The 15,422-nt window shown below is 69.3% G+C and carries 16 protein-coding genes, 1 tRNA gene and 1 other RNA gene; 9 read left to right on the top strand and 9 right to left on the bottom strand.

Features of this window, described 5'->3' with window-relative positions:
* Nucleotides 1–63 precede the first annotated feature (63 nt).
* Nucleotides 64–1,086: a UDP-glucose 4-epimerase GalE gene (gene galE / locus ACXMDP_RS00500; RefSeq protein WP_259729705.1), complete on the top strand. Its 1,023-nt coding sequence runs from the start codon at nt 64–66 to the stop codon at nt 1,084–1,086.
* Between the two features lie 3 nt (nt 1,087–1,089).
* On the opposite strand, the gene ACXMDP_RS00495 is transcribed toward galE, so the two are convergent.
* Nucleotides 1,090–2,592, bottom strand: coding sequence for a mannose-1-phosphate guanylyltransferase/mannose-6-phosphate isomerase (locus ACXMDP_RS00495; protein WP_259729704.1), 1,503 nt, complete (start codon nt 2,590–2,592; stop codon nt 1,090–1,092).
* A 43-nt stretch (nt 2,593–2,635) separates the two neighbouring features.
* The gene (rimM, locus tag ACXMDP_RS00490; protein ID WP_259729703.1) at nt 2,636–3,220 is read right to left on the bottom strand and encodes a ribosome maturation factor RimM; all 585 of its coding nucleotides are present in this window, start codon (nt 3,218–3,220) and stop codon (nt 2,636–2,638) included.
* 52 nt (nt 3,221–3,272) lie between these two features.
* Between rimM and ACXMDP_RS00485 the strand changes: the two genes are divergently transcribed.
* Nucleotides 3,273–3,458 carry an NAD(P)H dehydrogenase subunit NdhS gene (locus tag ACXMDP_RS00485; RefSeq protein WP_255100566.1) on the top strand — a complete coding sequence of 62 codons (186 nt, stop codon included), beginning with the start codon at nt 3,273–3,275 and terminating at the stop codon, nt 3,456–3,458.
* On the opposite strand, the gene rnc is transcribed toward ACXMDP_RS00485, so the two are convergent.
* Both rnc and rnpB read right to left on the bottom strand, forming a co-directional pair.
* On the bottom strand, nt 3,436–4,212 hold the full coding sequence (gene rnc, locus ACXMDP_RS00480) for a ribonuclease III (RefSeq protein ID WP_259729702.1): 777 nt from the start codon (nt 4,210–4,212) through the stop codon (nt 3,436–3,438). The genes ACXMDP_RS00485 and rnc overlap by 23 nt on opposite strands.
* Nucleotides 4,213–4,220: 8 nt before the next feature.
* An RNA gene (gene rnpB / locus ACXMDP_RS00475) (RNase P RNA component class A) lies at nt 4,221–4,633 on the bottom strand.
* A gap of 46 nt (nt 4,634–4,679) precedes the next feature.
* On the opposite strand from rnpB, the gene ACXMDP_RS00470 reads away from it, so the two are divergent.
* Nucleotides 4,680–4,753, top strand: a tRNA-Arg gene (locus tag ACXMDP_RS00470).
* 271 nt (nt 4,754–5,024) lie between these two features.
* A complete protein-coding gene (locus tag ACXMDP_RS00465; RefSeq protein ID WP_457766995.1) occupies nt 5,025–5,408 on the top strand; it encodes a hypothetical protein in 384 nt (127 codons plus the stop codon).
* Here ACXMDP_RS00465 and ACXMDP_RS00460 read toward each other — a convergent pair whose 3' ends face one another.
* The 4 genes from ACXMDP_RS00460 to ACXMDP_RS00445 are packed head-to-tail and all read right to left on the bottom strand — an operon-like array spanning nt 5,409 to nt 8,949.
* Nucleotides 5,409–6,272: a DUF547 domain-containing protein gene (locus tag ACXMDP_RS00460; protein ID WP_457766994.1), complete on the bottom strand. Its 864-nt coding sequence runs from the start codon at nt 6,270–6,272 to the stop codon at nt 5,409–5,411.
* Between the two features lie 25 nt (nt 6,273–6,297).
* Nucleotides 6,298–7,635 carry a hypothetical protein gene (locus tag ACXMDP_RS00455; RefSeq protein ID WP_259730637.1) on the bottom strand — a complete coding sequence of 446 codons (1,338 nt, stop codon included), beginning with the start codon at nt 7,633–7,635 and terminating at the stop codon, nt 6,298–6,300.
* The gene (locus tag ACXMDP_RS00450) at nt 7,626–8,375 is read right to left on the bottom strand and encodes a glycosyltransferase family 2 protein (protein ID WP_259730638.1); all 750 of its coding nucleotides are present in this window, start codon (nt 8,373–8,375) and stop codon (nt 7,626–7,628) included. The genes ACXMDP_RS00455 and ACXMDP_RS00450 overlap by 10 nt, the downstream gene beginning before the upstream one ends.
* Entirely contained in the window at nt 8,278–8,949 is a 672-nt protein-coding gene (locus ACXMDP_RS00445) for a TIGR04282 family arsenosugar biosynthesis glycosyltransferase (protein WP_457766993.1), read from the bottom strand. The genes ACXMDP_RS00450 and ACXMDP_RS00445 overlap by 98 nt, the downstream gene beginning before the upstream one ends.
* A gap of 254 nt (nt 8,950–9,203) precedes the next feature.
* Here ACXMDP_RS00445 and ACXMDP_RS00440 point away from each other — a divergent pair, with 254 nt between their 5' ends.
* Nucleotides 9,204–11,405, top strand: coding sequence for an FAD-dependent oxidoreductase (locus ACXMDP_RS00440; protein ID WP_259730639.1), 2,202 nt, complete (start codon nt 9,204–9,206; stop codon nt 11,403–11,405).
* Nucleotides 11,406–11,445: 40 nt separating this feature from the next.
* A complete protein-coding gene (locus ACXMDP_RS00435; protein WP_259730640.1) occupies nt 11,446–12,594 on the top strand; it encodes a methyltransferase domain-containing protein in 1,149 nt (382 codons plus the stop codon).
* Nucleotides 12,595–12,670: 76 nt separating this feature from the next.
* Here ACXMDP_RS00435 and ACXMDP_RS00430 read toward each other — a convergent pair whose 3' ends face one another.
* Nucleotides 12,671–13,264 carry a cytochrome b gene (locus ACXMDP_RS00430; RefSeq protein WP_259730641.1) on the bottom strand — a complete coding sequence of 198 codons (594 nt, stop codon included), beginning with the start codon at nt 13,262–13,264 and terminating at the stop codon, nt 12,671–12,673.
* 376 nt (nt 13,265–13,640) lie between these two features.
* Between ACXMDP_RS00430 and ACXMDP_RS00425 the strand changes: the two genes are divergently transcribed.
* The 3 genes from ACXMDP_RS00425 to ACXMDP_RS00415 all read left to right on the top strand — a co-directional run bounded on the left by ACXMDP_RS00425 (nt 13,641) and on the right by ACXMDP_RS00415 (nt 15,422).
* The gene (locus ACXMDP_RS00425; protein ID WP_259730642.1) at nt 13,641–14,300 is read left to right on the top strand and encodes a Coq4 family protein; all 660 of its coding nucleotides are present in this window, start codon (nt 13,641–13,643) and stop codon (nt 14,298–14,300) included.
* 245 nt (nt 14,301–14,545) lie between these two features.
* Nucleotides 14,546–14,887, top strand: coding sequence for a hypothetical protein (locus tag ACXMDP_RS00420; protein WP_094513784.1), 342 nt, complete (start codon nt 14,546–14,548; stop codon nt 14,885–14,887).
* Nucleotides 14,888–14,942: 55 nt separating this feature from the next.
* Complete coding sequence (locus tag ACXMDP_RS00415) at nt 14,943–15,422, top strand: hypothetical protein (RefSeq protein WP_259730643.1); 480 nt, start codon at nt 14,943–14,945, stop codon at nt 15,420–15,422.

Below are 15,422 nucleotides of genomic sequence, written 5' to 3'. Positions count from 1 at the left end.
GGGGCGAGGCGGCTGGCCACCGCTACCGATCAGTAGTGTCCGAAAGCACACCCAGCCTTCGCAATGGCCGCGCTTCTGATCACCGGTGGGGCAGGCTTCATCGGCAGTCACCTCTCTGTGCTGCTGCTGCAGCTGGGCCATCGCCTGGTGGTGCTCGACGACTTCTCCAACAGCTCCCCGGAAGCCCTGCGCCGGGTCGAGGAACTGGCGGGGGCGCCGCTGCATCTCATTCAGGGCGACATCCGTGATCCGGCCGCCCTGGAACGGGCGTTCGCCGCCGCAGCGATCGAGGCCGTGATCCATCTGGCGGGTTGCAAGGCGGTGGGGGAGTCGGTAGCCGACCCGCTGCGCTACTGGGATGTGAACGTGGGCGGCAGCGTGCGGTTGCTGGCGGCCATGCGCCAGGCCGGTTGCCGCACGATCGTCTTCAGCAGCAGCGCCACGCTCTATGGCTTCACCAGCGTGGTGCCGATCCCCGAATCCGCGCCGGTGGCACCGGTGAACCCTTACGGCGAAACCAAGGCCGCGGTGGAGCGCCTGCTGGCCGATGTGGCGGCCAGCGAACCCGGCTGGCGGGTGGCCCTCCTGCGCTACTTCAACCCCTGTGGCGCCCATCCAAGCGGCCGCATCGGCGAAGACCCGGGCGGCCTGCCCAACAACCTCTTCCCCTTCGTGAGCCAGGTGGCGATCGGCCGGCGGCCTTTCCTGCGCGTCTTCGGCGGTGACTGGCCCACGGCCGATGGCACCGGCGTGCGCGATTACATCCACGTCATGGACCTAGCCGACGGCCATCGCGCGGCCCTTGAGGTGCTGCTTGCAGAAGCTCCCCAGCGCCTTACCCTCAACCTCGGCAGCGGCGCTGGGCATTCGGTGCTGGAGGTGGTGCGCGCCTATGAGCGGGCCAGCGGACGGCCGATCGCCTACCGCATCGAAGAGCGTCGGCCTGGGGATGTGGCGGTGTCGGTGGCGGATCCCGCCCTGGCGGCCGAGCGGCTGGGCTGGCGCACCGAGCGTGGCCTGGACGTTATCTGCCGGGACGGCTGGGCCTGGCAGTCGGCCAATCCGGCGGGGTATGGCCCCGGTTAAGCGTCAGCTGGCCGCCTGGGTGATGCCGCGGTGGGGGGCGTCGGTGCGGCCGTAGACGTCATCGAAGCGCACGATGTCGTCTTCGCCGAGATAAGGGCCGCTCTGCACCTCGATCATCTCCACGGCGATCTTGCCGGGGTTCGACAGCCGGTGCTTCGAGCCGAGCGGGATGTAGGTGCTCTGGTTCTCGCCCACCATCTCCTGGAGGCCGTCTTTCTCCACCACGGCGGTGCCCTTCACCACCACCCAGTGCTCGGCGCGGTGGTGGTGCATCTGCAGCGACAGCGAAGCGCCCGGTTTCACCAGGATCTTCTTCACTTGCCAGCGCTCTCCCTCCACAACGCCGTCGTAGTGGCCCCATGGGCGGTAGATGCGGCGATGGGCCTTGCCTTCCGAGGCGCCCGCCGCTTCCAGCTGGTTGACGATCATCTTGACGTCCTGGGCCCGGTCGCGGTGGGCCACCAGCACCGCATCGTCGGTTTCGACCACCACCAGATCATCGACGCCGAGGCCCACCACCAGCCGGTGCTCGCTGCGCAGATAGCAGTTGCGCGACCCCTCGCTGATCACCCGGCCGCGCAGCACGTTGCCCGAGGCATCCCGCTCGCCGGTGTCCCACAGGGCGCTCCAGCTACCCACATCGCTCCAGCCCGCCTCCAGCGGCAGCACCGAACCGAGCGCCGTGCGCTCCATCACGGCCACGTCGATGGCCAGGCTGGGGCAGCTGGCAAAGGATTCCTGCTCCAGGCGCAGGAAATCCAGGTCGGCGGAATCCTGCTCCAGGGCGGCGCGGCAGGCGCTCACCAGCTCGGGGGTGAGCCGCTCCAGCTCGGCCAGGATGGCGCTGGCCTTGAACAGGAACATGCCGCTGTTCCAGGTGAAGCGGCCCGAGGCGAAGAACTGCTCGGCGGTGGCCCGGTCGGGCTTCTCCACGAAGCGGGCGATCGGCACCGGCTCCAGGGGGCCGGCGGCGGCACCGTTTGTGGGCACAGCGGCGAAGGGCAGGGCCGCCTCGATGTAGCCGTAGCCGGTTTCAGGCGCGGTGGGCACGATGCCGAAGGTCACCAGGCGGCCGGCCGCGGCGGCGGGACGACCCGCCGTGATCGCCGCGCGGAAGGCGGCGCCGTCGCGGATCACGTGATCGGCGGCCAGCACCAGCAGCAGCGGATCCTCACCGCGGGCGGTGGCCTGCAGGGCGGCCACGGCGATCGCCGGCGCGGTGTTGCGCCCCACCGGCTCCAGCAGGATCGCGGCTGGATCCACGCCGATCTGGCGCATCTGCTCGGCCACGATGAAGCGGTGGTCTTCGTTGCAGACCAGCAGGGGCGGCGACAGCTGGGGCAGGCCCTCCAGCCGTTGCTGGGTCTGCTGCAGCAGGGTGGTGTCGTCGCTGCCGGCCAGCGCCCAGTACTGCTTCGGGTAGGAGGCGCGCGAGAGCGGCCAGAGCCGCGTGCCGGTCCCTCCGCAGAGAATCACCGGCACGAGAAACGCGATCTCTGAGCTCATGGTCGGAGAAGAGACCGTGTGAGCACTCAGTTTATGGAGGGTCTCAGGGATCGAGCAAACCCGGCGGCGGTGTGATTTCCAGCCACCCTTCGCTGACCTCCACCCGCGGCACGATCGGTGTCACGAAGGGGATCAGCACCCGCCGCCCCTCGCTCAGCCTCACCTCTAGCAGGTCATTACCGGCGTGGATCAGGTCGACGACGGTGCCGATCGGCGTGCCGCCGGGCGCCAGCCGCACCTCCAGCCCCTGCAGATCGAACAGGTGAAACTCCCCCTCGGCCAGCGGCGGGCGGTCACTCGCTTCCACCAGCAGGTCGTGCTGCACGATCGCCTCCGCCGCCGAGCGGTTGCCGATCCCCTCCAGCCGCACCACGAACAGCTCCCGCCCCGGCAGCTGACGGCCGCTGAGCAGGCGCACGGGCCGGGGGGGCTCCTGCTGCTTCCGCAGCCAGCGAGGCCCCGGGCGGGTGAAGCGCTCCGGGAAATCGGTGCGCGGCAGCACGCGCAGCTCCCCTTCCAGGCCCTGGGCGGCCACGATCCGCCCCACCACCAGCCAGGGATCGGCCGCTGGGGCCTCCTGCGGCGGCGGCTCAGCCCCATCACGGCGCGGTGGTGCCCCTTTTGCCATCCCCGCTCGCCTGCATCAGCATCGATAATGGCGCCACCCCTTCAGACCACCGATGGCTGTCAGCGCGCTGCCGATCCTGCCCGGGTCCACCGTGGTGGTCCGCGACCCCCGCTCGATCTACAACGGCTACCGCGGCTTCGTGCAGCGCCTCAGCGGCAAGCAGGTGGCGGTGCTGTTCGAGGGCGGCAACTGGGACAAGCTGGTGACCCTGCCCCTCAGCAGCCTGGAGCCGGCCTGAGCTCTGCGGAGCCCTGTTCCAGCTCCAGCACCCTGAGCGCCGCGCTGGCCGCCTGCTGTTCGGCCTCGCGGCGCGAACGGCCCCAGCCTTCGCCCAGCGGTGATGCGGCGGCGTAGCTGGCCACCACCACGGCGCTGCGGAAGCGGCGCGGATCGCCATGCCCCTGGCTGCACTCTTCACAGCGGTAGGCGGGCAGACCCAGCCCCCGCGCCTGGGTCCATTCCTGCAGGGCCTGCTTCCAGTTGTGGCGGTGCGGATCGGCCAGGAGGGCCGCGATGCTCTCCGACCAGTGGGGGGAGAGCCAGCGGTGCACCGGCTCCAGGGTTCCCCAGGTTTCGTAGAGCGCGCCGATCAAGGCTTCACAGGCCTCCGCACGGATCGTGCGCCGCGCTGCGGCATCCCCAGCCGCCATGGCGCCAAGCCGCACCACCGCATCGATCCCGCAGCGATCGCCCAGGTCCGCCAGCCAGCGGTCGCTGACGATCTGGGCCCGCAGCTCCGAACGCGCGCCCACGCTCAGCTGCGGGTGTAGGCGCTGCAGGTGCTCGGAGGCGGCCAGCCGCAGCACCGCATCGCCGAGAAACTCCAGCCGCTCATGGTTGCGCGCCAGGCCGGCGGAGGTGTGGGTGAGGGCCTCATCGATCGGAGCCAGACCCGACGGGCCCGTGCTGGGCTCCTCCAGCCCCAGGCTGGCCAGGAAGGCCAGCAGCTGGCGCTGCCGGCGGGGGCTCAGCGTTGGGCCTGGGGGCGTCATCGTCAGGGGGTGAAAGCAGGACGTAAGCCGGGTTCTGTTCCGTTCCGCCGGAGCGGACCGGGGCGGTCATCTATCTGGGACCGTTGTTACCAACGGCCTCGAGCGGCACACATGAAGCGGGACGGGTGTCATGGCCAACCCTTGTCCCTCGGCCTTGCTCCCGGCCGGGGTTTACCGAGCCAGCACCTCTCGATGCTGCTGGTGCGCTCTTACCGCACCTTTGCACCCTTGCCTGTGCTCGGTGGGCGAACCCCCCTGAGCCATCGGCGGTGTGTTTCTGTGGCACTCTCCTCACGGTCACCCGCACTGGGCGTTACCCAGCAAGCCTGGCCATTCGGGAGCCCGGACTTTCCTCAACCGGGCCCGGCGCCCGGCCCGAAGACCGAAACGCTGCCCCGATTGCGACCACCTCGCCTGCTTTCATGGTCCATCATGCCCGCGTGGGCGGAGCTCATAATGGGCCGCAAGGGGCTGTAGCTCAGCCGGATAGAGCGACGGTTTCCTAAACCGTAGGTCGTGGGTTCGAGTCCCGCCAGCCCCGTGCTTCCTGAACGCAGCCGAAGCAAGGGCTCGTGTGCTGCCTGCGACCCGGGAAGCGCATGGGCGCCAGGCGTGGCCATCCGATTCCGACCGCCGCCGGTAGTCCCTGGGCGGTTCACCAGTTCTTCGGCCGCTCACCAGCGCCTGAGCGGTTCAGCACGGGCCGGGGGATGGGGCCGCCCTCAACCAACCCATTGCGCAGCAACCTTGTGACGAAGAGAGCCAGGCAGCGAGTGCTGGTGGTGTGCACCGGCAATTCGGCGCGCAGCATCATGGCTGAAGCCCTGTTTCAGGCCCTCGGTCAGGGGGCCGTCGAGGTCGTCAGCGCCGGCAGTGCCCCCACCGGGCGGGTCAATCCGCTGGCGCTGGAGCAGATCAGCCGCTTGCCCGTCGACCCCGGCCAGTTCACCAGCAAAAGCCTGGCGGCGGTGCTGGAGGCCTCGGCCGACCCGTTCGATCTGGCGATCACCGTGTGCGATCACGCGGCCCGTCACTGCGACCCGCTGCCAGCCGACGCCACGCGGCTGCATTGGGGGCTGCCCGACCCTGCTGCGCACACAGAGCTGAAAGAGGCCAGAACGGCCTTCTCCGCCTGCTTCGACCTGCTGGCCGAGCGAATCGGCGACCTGCTGGACGCCGAACTCCCACAGGCCTGATCAGCTCCTTGAGCGATTCAGGCTCCAGTCGTAGGGGAGGTGTATCAGGCGGTAGTCGCCCCCCAGCAGCAGCTGCTGCTGGGGGGCCGGCCGGAAGCGGGCGATGAAGCGCAGGATCGCGCTTTGCTGGGCGTGGCCGGGCACGGGAGCGGCCTTGGGATCGGCGCGCTTCCAGTCGTCCCCGAACCACTCAAAGATCTTCGAGATCCCCACGGTGCCGGCGGCCCGGTCGACCTGCAGACCCACGCTGCTGGCCAGCCAGCGCTTGCTCTGGTCCTCCAGCTGCCGCTCGAACTCCGCGCCCGTGAACGCCTCGCCACGCAACGGCGGACAACTCATCGCGGCGCAGACGAGGGCGGCGTGGATGCGGGGCTCGTTGTACTCGCGCCGCAGGATCTCGTGCTCGATCGCATCGAGGGTGAGCTGCTGGCCCATCAGCGCGTGGCGGCGGAACTTCCACACGCCGGGGATGTCCTTGATGCTGGGCCGGATTGGTTTGTGATCGATGATCGAGCGCAGGGTGAGGGCGTTGTAGGCGTTGATCAGCAGGGCGATCTGATCGGCCTCCGGCCAGGAGGCGAAGCGCTGGGGCATGAGCGCAGCCAGTTCCTTGAGGTAACGATTCAGCTGGGCCGGATCGCGCTGCAGGGTGTCGTAGTCCACCAGCCCCTGCGCGTCCACCACCGCTTGCAGCACGGCATTGAAGGGGGCTGGATCCAGGCGCGGCTGGGGGGTGGTGGCCGTTGTACTGCCGCTGCTCTGGCGGCCGATCAGCGCGGCCGCCCCGCCGCCGCAGCCTGCGGCGCTGAGCAGCAGCACCCCGCTGAGCGCCAGCGACGGGACACGCCAACGAAGCGAAGCCATGGCAGGGCGAAAGCAGACCAGGGGTTTACCGCTGAGCGGACGGTTCGGTTCGGTCGTGGTGTTCCCCCCGCAGGCTCAGCAGCAGACCCAGCAGCAGCGGCAGCCACAGCAGCAGCCGTTCCGGGGTGGTGAGCTGCCAGTCGGGCAGCCGCGAGAGCAGCACGAAATACACGAACGCCGAGAGGCTCACCAGCCGCGCCCCCCAGTTCTGGCTGGGCACCGCGAAGGGCATCAGCCAGATGAAATACCAGGCGTGCACCACCGGGGAGAGCAGCAGCAGGGCCAGCAGGTAGCGCCAGGCGAACACCCCCAGCCGCGCCCGGCCGGCGAGCAGCACCCCCACCACCAGGAGCAGCAGCAGCCCATGCACGGCATTGGTCTGCAGCGTCCAGGGCCAGAGCCGGCCGATCCAGTGGGGCAACCATTCGGCGCTGCGGCCGTGGCGGACGAAGCTGGAACCGGTGGGCACCAGCGGGCAGCTGCGCAGGCCGCAGAACAGGGAGGCCCCCAGCAGCAGGGGGGCCAGCCCCAGCAGGACTGTGGCCAAGGGCGGCCCGGGCCGCCGTGTCTGCCGCCAGCGGCTCCAGGCCCGCTGGACCAGCAGCGGCACGGTGATCCACTTCAACGCCACGCTCAGGCCCAGCAACAGGTCGACCCCGGCCTGTGCGCGGGCGCCCTGGGGTCCGGGCGTGCGCTCGCTAAGCAGCCAGGCCGCCACCAGCGGCAGCAGGAACCAGCTGTCGTAATGGCCGCCGCCGCTGATGCCGTAAACAACCAGCGGATTCCAGGCGTAGAGCGCCGTGCGTGCCGCCCCGAAACGCGCCGCCAGCAGGCCGCAGATCGCCAGGTCGGCGGCGGTGAAGGACAGCTTGAACAGCAGCGCCTGCTGGGCCACGGCGGCATGCAGCCGGAACAGCAGCTGCGCCAGCGGCGGATAGATGGCGGTCGTGCCGGGATGGTTGATCTGCGGCCACCAGGGCGTGCGCAGCCCCTCCAGCGCCGCGGCATCCGGCGGCAGGTCGTAGGGGCTGAAGCCCTGCAGCTGGATCCCCCCCTCCCAGAGGTAGCGCCAGATGTCATCGCCGGGCTCCATGCCCAGCAGCGCCAGCCGCGTGAGCACGGCCACCGCCCAGAACAGCGCCCGGGGCAGCGCGGCCAGCGACCAGGACAGGGCAAAGCCCGCCCCCATCACCGCTGCCGCCAGCCAGAACGGCTGCAGGTTGGCGGGGTCTAACAGATCGCCGTGGGGGCGCATCATCAGCGCCCCGCCGATCAGCAGCAGGGCGCTGAAGGCTTGGCGCAGCCATATTTGCCGCAGCCAGGCCTGCCGCAGCCCCGCCGACAGCTGGAGTCTCAACGCCATCGCCGCAGCCACAGCCGGCCGAGGGTGGAGAGGATCACGCTTCCCGCCCGCACGCTGGCGCGCCAGCGACCGGAGATCTTTGAGTCCCCAGCCAGACGCGGCCGGTGGGAGACGGGAATCTCGCCGATGCGCAGGCCCAGTTCGATCGCCCGCACCTGCATCTCCAGTGTCCAGCCGTAGCCCCTGTCGCGCATGCCCATCGCCTCGAAGGCGGAACGGCGCACCAGGCGCAACGGCCCCAGGTCGCGGTAGCGGAAGCCCCAGCCCAGGGCCACCAGCCCCGTCGCCAGGCGGTTGCCCCAGTGCTGCAGGGGGGTGAGTGCCGCCCGTCCGGCGGCGGTGGCGGTGCGATCGCCCAGCAGCAGGTCGTGGTCGTGCAGCAGCGGCAGGAAGCGGGGCAGCTCCTCGATCGGATCGCTGCCGTCGCCATCGCAGAACAGCAGCCAGCGCACCGCGGGGTCGAGCTGGAGGCAGCCGCGCCAGCAGGCCCTGCCGTAGCCGGGGTGCGGCTCGCTCAGCACCTCAGCCACCTGCGCGGCGGCGATCAGGGCGCTGCCATCGCTGCTGCCGTTGTCCACCACCCGGATGCGACGCAGCCCCTGCTGGTGCAGCTGGCCGATCACATGGGCGATCGTCAATCGTTCATTGCGCACCGGAATCACCACCTGCAGGCTGTCGAGCAGTTCCCTGGCGAACGGGGGCTGGGGCTCCGGTCGGCTCTGGGATGAATCGATGGCCATGACAGGTCTCGAGGTGTGCGCGCAGTCCCAGTGGCAGACAAGCCAGATCGGCAGGTTCGTCGCTATCGGCCAGGGGGCTATGCTCTCCCCACGACCATCCGAGTGTGCGCAACCGCTCGCGGGTGATGCCGCAGACGACGTCCGTGCTCCAGGGGATCGCGCGGAACAGGGAGGGAGCGAAGCGGCTGAGCGCCAGCAGCCCGTAGCCGCCATCGCGGCTGGGAATCAGCGCGGCCTGGTTGGCGGCCAGCTGGGCCACCGCTACCTGCAGATGCTGCACGCCGAGGCCGGGGCAGTCCATGCCCAGCAGCACCACAGGCGCTCCTGTCGCCTGCACCCGCTCAGCAACAGCGGCCAGGCGCGCACCGAGATCCCCCTCGGCCTGCACGCTCCAGGCCAGCTCCGCTTGCAGGTTCAGCCGCCGCCAGGCCGGATGGTCGGGAGTAGGAGTCGTGCACAACTCCACCACGCCCAGGCCGCTGGCACAGGCGGTGCGGATGGTCCGGCGCAGCAGCCGTTCGGCCAGCCGCGCGGCGCCGGCCGGTCCCAGGGCCGGCTCCAGCCGGGTCTTCACCTGCCCCGGGACGGGCGCTTTGGCGAGGATGACGATTCGAACGGGCGGAAGCAGGGGGGGAGCCCTCCAGGGTGGCCACCCAGGCAGTACCCACCAGTGGCCGATCCGGTTTGCTGCCTGCCCCAGCCGGCCGGTTCACATCAAGGTCTCGCCGGCTAATCCGCTCCACGATGCAGCCGGCCGGTTCACGCCACGGTGTCGCTGGCCAATCCACACCACGCTGTTGCCGGTAGGTCTAGGGAAGCGCCTCCTCCATGTCTGCGTCTGGTTCACCGCCCTCTGGCCGGCCCCGCTGGCGCCAGCTGCTGCTGATCGCCGCCATCGCCCTGGTGGTGGTGCTGTTCTTCGCTCTGGGCCTGCACCGCCAGCTCACCCTGGAGGGCCTGCAGCGCGCCCACGGCGCCCTGCTGGAGCGACGGGCGCAGGCGCCGGTGCTGGTGGCCGGGGCCTACATGCTCCTCTACGTGCTGGTGACGGCCCTGTTGCTGCCGGGGGCCGCGGTGCTCACCCTGGCCGGCGGGGCGCTCTTCGGCCTGGGGCTCGGCACCCTGCTGGTGTCGTTCGCCTCCAGCGTTGGCGCCCTGCTGGCCTTCCTGGTGGCCCGCACCCTGCTGCGCGATCTGGTGCGGCGGCGCTTCGGCCGCCAGCTGGCGCCGATCGAGGCGGGCGTGGCGCGCGATGGGGTGTTCTACCTGCTCAGCCTGCGGCTGGCGCCGGTGTTCCCCTTTTTTCTGGTGAACCTGCTGATGGCGCTGACGCCGATGCGGGCCGCCAGCTTCTATCTCACCAGCCAGATCGGCATGCTGCCCGGCACGCTGGTGTACGTGAACGCCGGCACCCAGCTGGCCCAGCTGCGCGGCCTGGGCGGCATCCTCAGCCCGCCGCTGCTGGGCTCGCTGCTGCTGCTGGCCCTGTTCCCCTGGCTGGCGAAGGCGGCCACCCGCCGCTGGCAGATCTGGCAGCTCTACCGCCCCTGGCGGCGCCCCCGCCACTTCGACCGCAACCTGATCGTGATCGGCGCCGGCGCGGCAGGACTGGTCACCTCCTACATCGCCGCCACGGTGAAGGCGCGGGTGACCCTGGTGGAGCGCGCCGAGATGGGCGGCGACTGCCTCAACACCGGCTGCGTGCCCAGCAAGGCACTGATCAGCTCGGCGCGGCTGGCGGCCCGCATGCGTCGCGCCGACCGCTACGGCCTTGAGCCGGTGGAGCCGCGCCTGAGCGTGCGCCAGGTGTTCGCGCGGGTGGCCGCCAAGGTGGAGGCGATTGCGCCCCACGACAGCGTCGAGCGCTACGAGGGCCTGGGGGTGGAGGTGCTGCGCGGCCAGGCTCGGCTGCTTGATCCCTGGACCGTGGCGATCCAGGGGCCCGAGGGGGAAGCGCAGACGCTCACGGCGCGCGCGATCGTGCTGGCCACTGGCGCCGAGCCGGTGCTGCCCGACTGGCCGGGGGGCGATACGGTGCCGCTGCTCACCAGCGAAACGGTGTGGAGCTGGCTCGGCAGCTGCGCCCTGGAGCGGCCGCGGCTGGCGGTGCTGGGGGGCGGGCCGATCGCCTGCGAACTGGCCCAGGCCCTGGCCCAGCTGGGCCTGCCGATCACCCAGATCCAGCGCAGCCAGCGCCTGCTCAGCAAGGAAGACACGGACGTGGCCGCCGAGGTGCAACGGGCCCTGGAAGCTGACGGCATCACCCTGCTGATGGGCACCACGGTGCTCGGCTTCGAGCGCCAGCCCGGCCCCCAGGGCGCGATCACGGTGCGGCTGCGGCAGGGGGAGGAGGAGCGGGCGATCGTCTGCGATGCCGTGCTCTGCGCCCTCGGCCGCCGCGCCCGGCTCTCGGGCTACGGCCTCCAGGAGCTGGGCATCCCCACCGGCGCCACGGTCACCACCAACGCCTTCCTGCAGACCAATTACCCGAACATCTACGCCGCCGGCGATGTGGCCGGACCGTTCCAGTTCACCCACACCGCCGCCCACCAGGCCTGGTATGCAGCGGTGAACGCCCTGTTCGGCAACCTGCGCGCCTTCAAGGCCGACTACCGGGTGGTCCCCCGTACCACCTTCACCGAACCGGAGGTGGCCACGGTGGGGCTCACCGAAGCCGACGCCGCTCAGCAGGGCATCGCCGTGGACGTGACCCGTTTCCCCCTGCACGAACTCGACCGCGCCATCGTGGAGAGCGCCGAGCAGGGCTTCGTGAAGGTGCTCACCCAGCCAGGCAGCGACCGCATCCTCGGCGCCACGATCGTGGGCGAGCACGCCGGCGAACTGCTGGCCGAGTTCGTGTTGGCGATGACGTGGGGCCTGGGGCTGGGCCGGATCTTTGCCACCATTCACGCCTACCCCACCATGGCGGAGGCCAACAAGTACGCCGCCGCCAGCTGGAAGAAGCAGCGGGTGCCCCAGCACCTGATGCCCTGGCTGCGCCGCTACCACGCCTGGCGACGGCGCGGCTGAGCCCCCCGAAGCTCTCCCGTTCATCCCCCTGCACCCTTCCATGGCCAGCCCCACCCACACCAGCAGCGCCGACGCCCCTTCCACCGACACCAGCTGCTGCAGCCCGGCGGCCACCAGCACCCCTTACACCAGCACCACCGACGTCAGCCGCGGCGTGCAGGAGTACTACGGCGCCACGCTCAGCAGCAGCGCCGACCTGCGCACCGACGCCTGCTGCGACGCCAGCAGCGTGCCCAAGGCCCTGCGTCCGCTGCTGGCCCGCATCCATCCCGAGGTGCTGTCGCGCTATTACGGCTGCGGCCTGGTGGTGCCGCCGCTGCTGGAGGGCCTGCGGGTGCTGGATCTGGGCTGCGGCAGTGGCCGTGATGTGTACCTGCTGGCCCAGCTGGTGGGGCCCGGCGGCGCGGTGGTGGGGGTGGACATGACGCCCGAGCAGCTGGCGGTGGCCCGGCGGCACCAGCAGCACCACGCCGACCAGTTCGGCTTCGCCAATGTGACGTTCCTGGAGGGCCGTATCGAGCAGCTCGATCAGCTGCCCCTGGAGCCCGGCAGCTTCGATCTGGTGATCTCCAACTGCGTGGTGAACCTCTCGGCCGACAAGCTGGCCGTGCTGAACGGGGTGCGGCGCCTGCTCAGGCCGGGCGGTGAGTTCTTCTTCGCCGACGTGTACGCCGACCGGCGCGTGCCCGAGGCGCTGCGTCACGATCCGGTGCTCTACGGCGAATGCCTCAGCGGCGCCCTCTACTGGAACGACTTCCTGCGCCTGGCCCGTCAGGCCGGCTTCGCCGATCCCCGCCTGGTGAGCGACCGGCCCCTGGAGATCACCGATGCCGAGCTGGCCGGCCGCACCGGCGCCATCCGCTTCTTCTCCGCCACCTACCGGCTGTTCCACCTCCCCGAGCTGGAGGATGCCTGCGAAGACCACGGCCAAGCGGTGATCTACCGCGGCACGATCGCTGAGCACCCCCACGCCTTGCCTTTCGACAAGCACCACTGGATCGAGGCCGGCAAGGTGTTCCCCGTCTGCGGCAACACCTTCCGCATGCTCGCCGACAGCCGCCTGGCCCCCCACTTCAGCTTCATCGGCGATTTCAGCCGCCACTACGGCCTGTTCGAGGGCTGCGGCACGGCCCTGCCGTTCGACGGGCCTGCGGCGGCCACGTCCGCAACGAGCGGCTCCTGCTGCTGATCGGCGCTGCCGCTGCGCGGCCTCTGATCGAAGCCATGGCGCACGTTTGAGCAGCAGAGCGCCGATGCCGACCGCTTCAGTGGGAAACAACCTCTGAGGCCCGCCGGCGCTTGATGGTGTCACCCAGCCGGCGCAGGTTGGCCTGCACGACGCGCCACTGGGCGAGCGTGTGCAGAACGATGAAGCCCAGGAAGGTGTAAGCGAGCCAGAAGTGCAGGCTGCGGCCCAGCTCCACCATCGCCTTGTTTTCAGGAAACAGATCGGGAATCACGAGGCCGAAGAAGGCGACATTGCCCGCCTTGAAAGAATTGGACAGCAGCAATCCGGCCAGTGGAACCACCACCATGAAGCCATACAGCAGGGTATGGAGCAGCATGTTGCGCCACCATTGCGGGCTCAGCCGAGGCAGATGCCGGGTGTACTTTTTCCACCACACCTGCAGCAGCACCACGATCCGCCAGAGCAGCAGGGCGATGGTGAGCAGGCCGATTGATTTGTGGATGTCATAAAGAGAGCCACGAAAAGACACCTCGCGACTCAGCTGGGCCATGAAGGCGCCGCCGCTGAACAACAACAGATAGAGCCCTGCCATCCACCAATGCACCGACATCAGCCGCTGAAAGGCCGAGGTGAGCCGTGGTCTTCGGGGTGTGGTGAGGTCTTGGTTCATCGGGTGGCTCTCAGCCAGCGGAAGGGCCTGATGGGTGCGGCTGTGCCATCGGCAACCAACCGCGAACTCCGGTGTAGCCAGATTATCTCCACTTGACACACATCGCTGTTCTCCAGGCTCGCTGTTCGCCAGGCTCGCAGTCTGCCGTTGGCACTGTCCGTCGGGCTGGCTCTTCCCCATTTGCGTTGACTGCGCTGTTCACTGCAGCAGAGTCAACAACTGTGGTGCAGTTGCGGTGATGTTGTTCACCTTGCTATGGCTTGCGCTGTGGCGTTCATGGATCGGCGCATCCCTCGAAGGGCGTTGGAATCACGGTGATCTGCGCCGGCCGCCTGGCGCAGCGGTGGCAACATGGTCGCAATCATCCAGCGCTCACATGTTCAACCTCCCCCAGCGCCTGCAGTCGCTGCGCATGGTGGCGGCACTGAGCGGCTTTCTGCGCAACCCCGACCAGCTCGACAGCGTGTTTGCGGTGGTGCGGAGTCTGCAGAACAGTCCGCTGTCCAATCAGATGCACCGCCATCTGCTCGCCAACCCGCAGATGGCGGCGTTGGTGGCAGAAGGTTGGCGACCGCAGCCGCTGAATCTTGAGGCGCTCGAAGCCATGCCGGTAGGCAGCCTCGGCCATGCCTATGCCCGGCACCTGAGCGAGCAGGGCCTGTCCCCGGAGGCGCTGCTTGACCCTGCGCCGATCACATCCGCGTCCGACTACCTGGTGCACCGCCTGCGCGAAACCCACGACATCGTGCATGTGCTGACCGGCTTCGGCACCGATGGGGTGGGCGAGCTCGGTCTGCAGGCCTTCAATCTGGCCCAGGTGCGCTCCCCGCTGGCGGTGATGCTGATCTTCGGCGGCCTGCTGAAAACGCTCCAGGACGATGAACCGATCGCCCCGCTGTTGCAGGCCTTGAGCAACGGTTTTGCCATGGGCCTCTCGGCCGGCTGCCTGGTGATTGCCCAGCGCTTTGAAGCCCACTGGGAACGCCCATTGAGCGACTGGCGCCAGGATCTGGGCCTTGCGGCGCTCAACGCCTGAAGCCTGGGCCCGGAACGCCGCCGCCGGCCGCCGCACGACGTGCGGGAACCGCTGCAACGACACTCACCAGGCCCCGGCCCCGGCACTGCCAGCGGCAGGAAACAACCGCAGACACGGTTCACCGCCGCACCTCACCACCTCGCTTCGCGGCCATAGAGACCTTGCAGAGGGGTAGCAGGCACTACCACTGGTGCCGTGCTTGAACGGGCCACCGCCACTAGTGTAGGGGAGGTCGTTTTCTGAGCATGACCCAGCTCCATGATCTGCGGCTGAGGCTGTTGGTGCAGCAGGAGAGCGAAAGGATCGCCCGGGGCCAGCCCGATGAGCTCGATCTTTCCGTGGTGCAGGCCCGTTGCCTCTGCTGGCTGGCCCTGCTCACCGAAGCGCACGAGGAGCAGGCCGGCGAGGCGGAGCGGCGCGGTGACATGGAGCAGGCGATGAGCTGGTTCGCCGATTCGATGCGGCTGCGCGATGTGATTCAGGTGGTGAGCACGATCGAAATTCCTTTGCCTGCCGCCCAGGTGGAGGATGGCGACCTCTTCGGTGACGATGATTTCACCGGGGATTCCTGTATCGATCTCGCCTGACGGCACAGGTTGGCGTCCAATGGCATGATGGTTTGAGAAGAACCAAGGGAGCGCGGTGCCCGAAGAGCCCTGCCAATGCCCTGATTGTCAGCGTTTCTATCGGGAGCACGACCGACTGATCCGCGAAAACCCCAGCCTGCGTCAACAGCAGGAGCTCAACTGGGCTGCCCTTCAGGCCTTCCGCACCCTGGCGGGCCGCGTGCTGGAAGAGCTGCAGAAAACCCACGGCGACGATGCCACCGATGCCGCGGCTGCCACCGCCGCTTCCGTTGCGCCCGATGCCCAGGCCTCTGACGACGACGCGCCGGAGCAGGACAGCCTGCAGCAGGCGATCAGTGACCTCGAAAACATCAATGCCCACCTCTTCTCGATTGAGGCGTTGATGGAGCGCATCTTTGATGTGCGGGTGCCGGAGGAGGTGGAGCAGAAGTTCCGGGAAACGGCCGGTGAGCTGGCTCCCGATCCGCTCAATGCCGATCGCTTGCGTCTCAACCGTCTGCTGCACCAGACCCCCGATCTGCCCGATCGCAGCTGA

This window comes from Cyanobium sp. ULC065 (assembly GCF_977927515.1).
Note: the sequence above shows the minus strand (reverse complement) of the source record. Positions and strands in the feature narration are given on the sequence as shown.

Bases quoted from the DNA above. Each gene is read 5' to 3' on its own strand.
- galE (WP_259729705.1), top strand. From the start codon at position 64: ATGGCCGCGCTTCTGATCACCGGTGGGGCAGGCTTCATCGGCAGTCAC.
- ACXMDP_RS00495 (WP_259729704.1), bottom strand. From the start codon at position 2,592: ATGAGCTCAGAGATCGCGTTTCTCGTGCCGGTGATTCTCTGCGGAGGG.
- rimM (WP_259729703.1), bottom strand. From the start codon at position 3,220: ATGGCAAAAGGGGCACCACCGCGCCGTGATGGGGCTGAGCCGCCGCCG.
- ACXMDP_RS00485 (WP_255100566.1), top strand. From the start codon at position 3,273: ATGGCTGTCAGCGCGCTGCCGATCCTGCCCGGGTCCACCGTGGTGGTC.
- rnc (WP_259729702.1), bottom strand. From the start codon at position 4,212: ATGACGCCCCCAGGCCCAACGCTGAGCCCCCGCCGGCAGCGCCAGCTG.
- ACXMDP_RS00465 (WP_457766995.1), top strand. From the start codon at position 5,025: ATGGCTGAAGCCCTGTTTCAGGCCCTCGGTCAGGGGGCCGTCGAGGTC.
- ACXMDP_RS00460 (WP_457766994.1), bottom strand. From the start codon at position 6,272: ATGGCTTCGCTTCGTTGGCGTGTCCCGTCGCTGGCGCTCAGCGGGGTG.
- ACXMDP_RS00455 (WP_259730637.1), bottom strand. From the start codon at position 7,635: ATGGCGTTGAGACTCCAGCTGTCGGCGGGGCTGCGGCAGGCCTGGCTG.
- ACXMDP_RS00450 (WP_259730638.1), bottom strand. From the start codon at position 8,375: ATGGCCATCGATTCATCCCAGAGCCGACCGGAGCCCCAGCCCCCGTTC.
- ACXMDP_RS00440 (WP_259730639.1), top strand. From the start codon at position 9,204: ATGTCTGCGTCTGGTTCACCGCCCTCTGGCCGGCCCCGCTGGCGCCAG.
- ACXMDP_RS00435 (WP_259730640.1), top strand. From the start codon at position 11,446: ATGGCCAGCCCCACCCACACCAGCAGCGCCGACGCCCCTTCCACCGAC.
- ACXMDP_RS00430 (WP_259730641.1), bottom strand. From the start codon at position 13,264: ATGAACCAAGACCTCACCACACCCCGAAGACCACGGCTCACCTCGGCC.
- ACXMDP_RS00425 (WP_259730642.1), top strand. From the start codon at position 13,641: ATGTTCAACCTCCCCCAGCGCCTGCAGTCGCTGCGCATGGTGGCGGCA.
- ACXMDP_RS00420 (WP_094513784.1), top strand. From the start codon at position 14,546: ATGACCCAGCTCCATGATCTGCGGCTGAGGCTGTTGGTGCAGCAGGAG.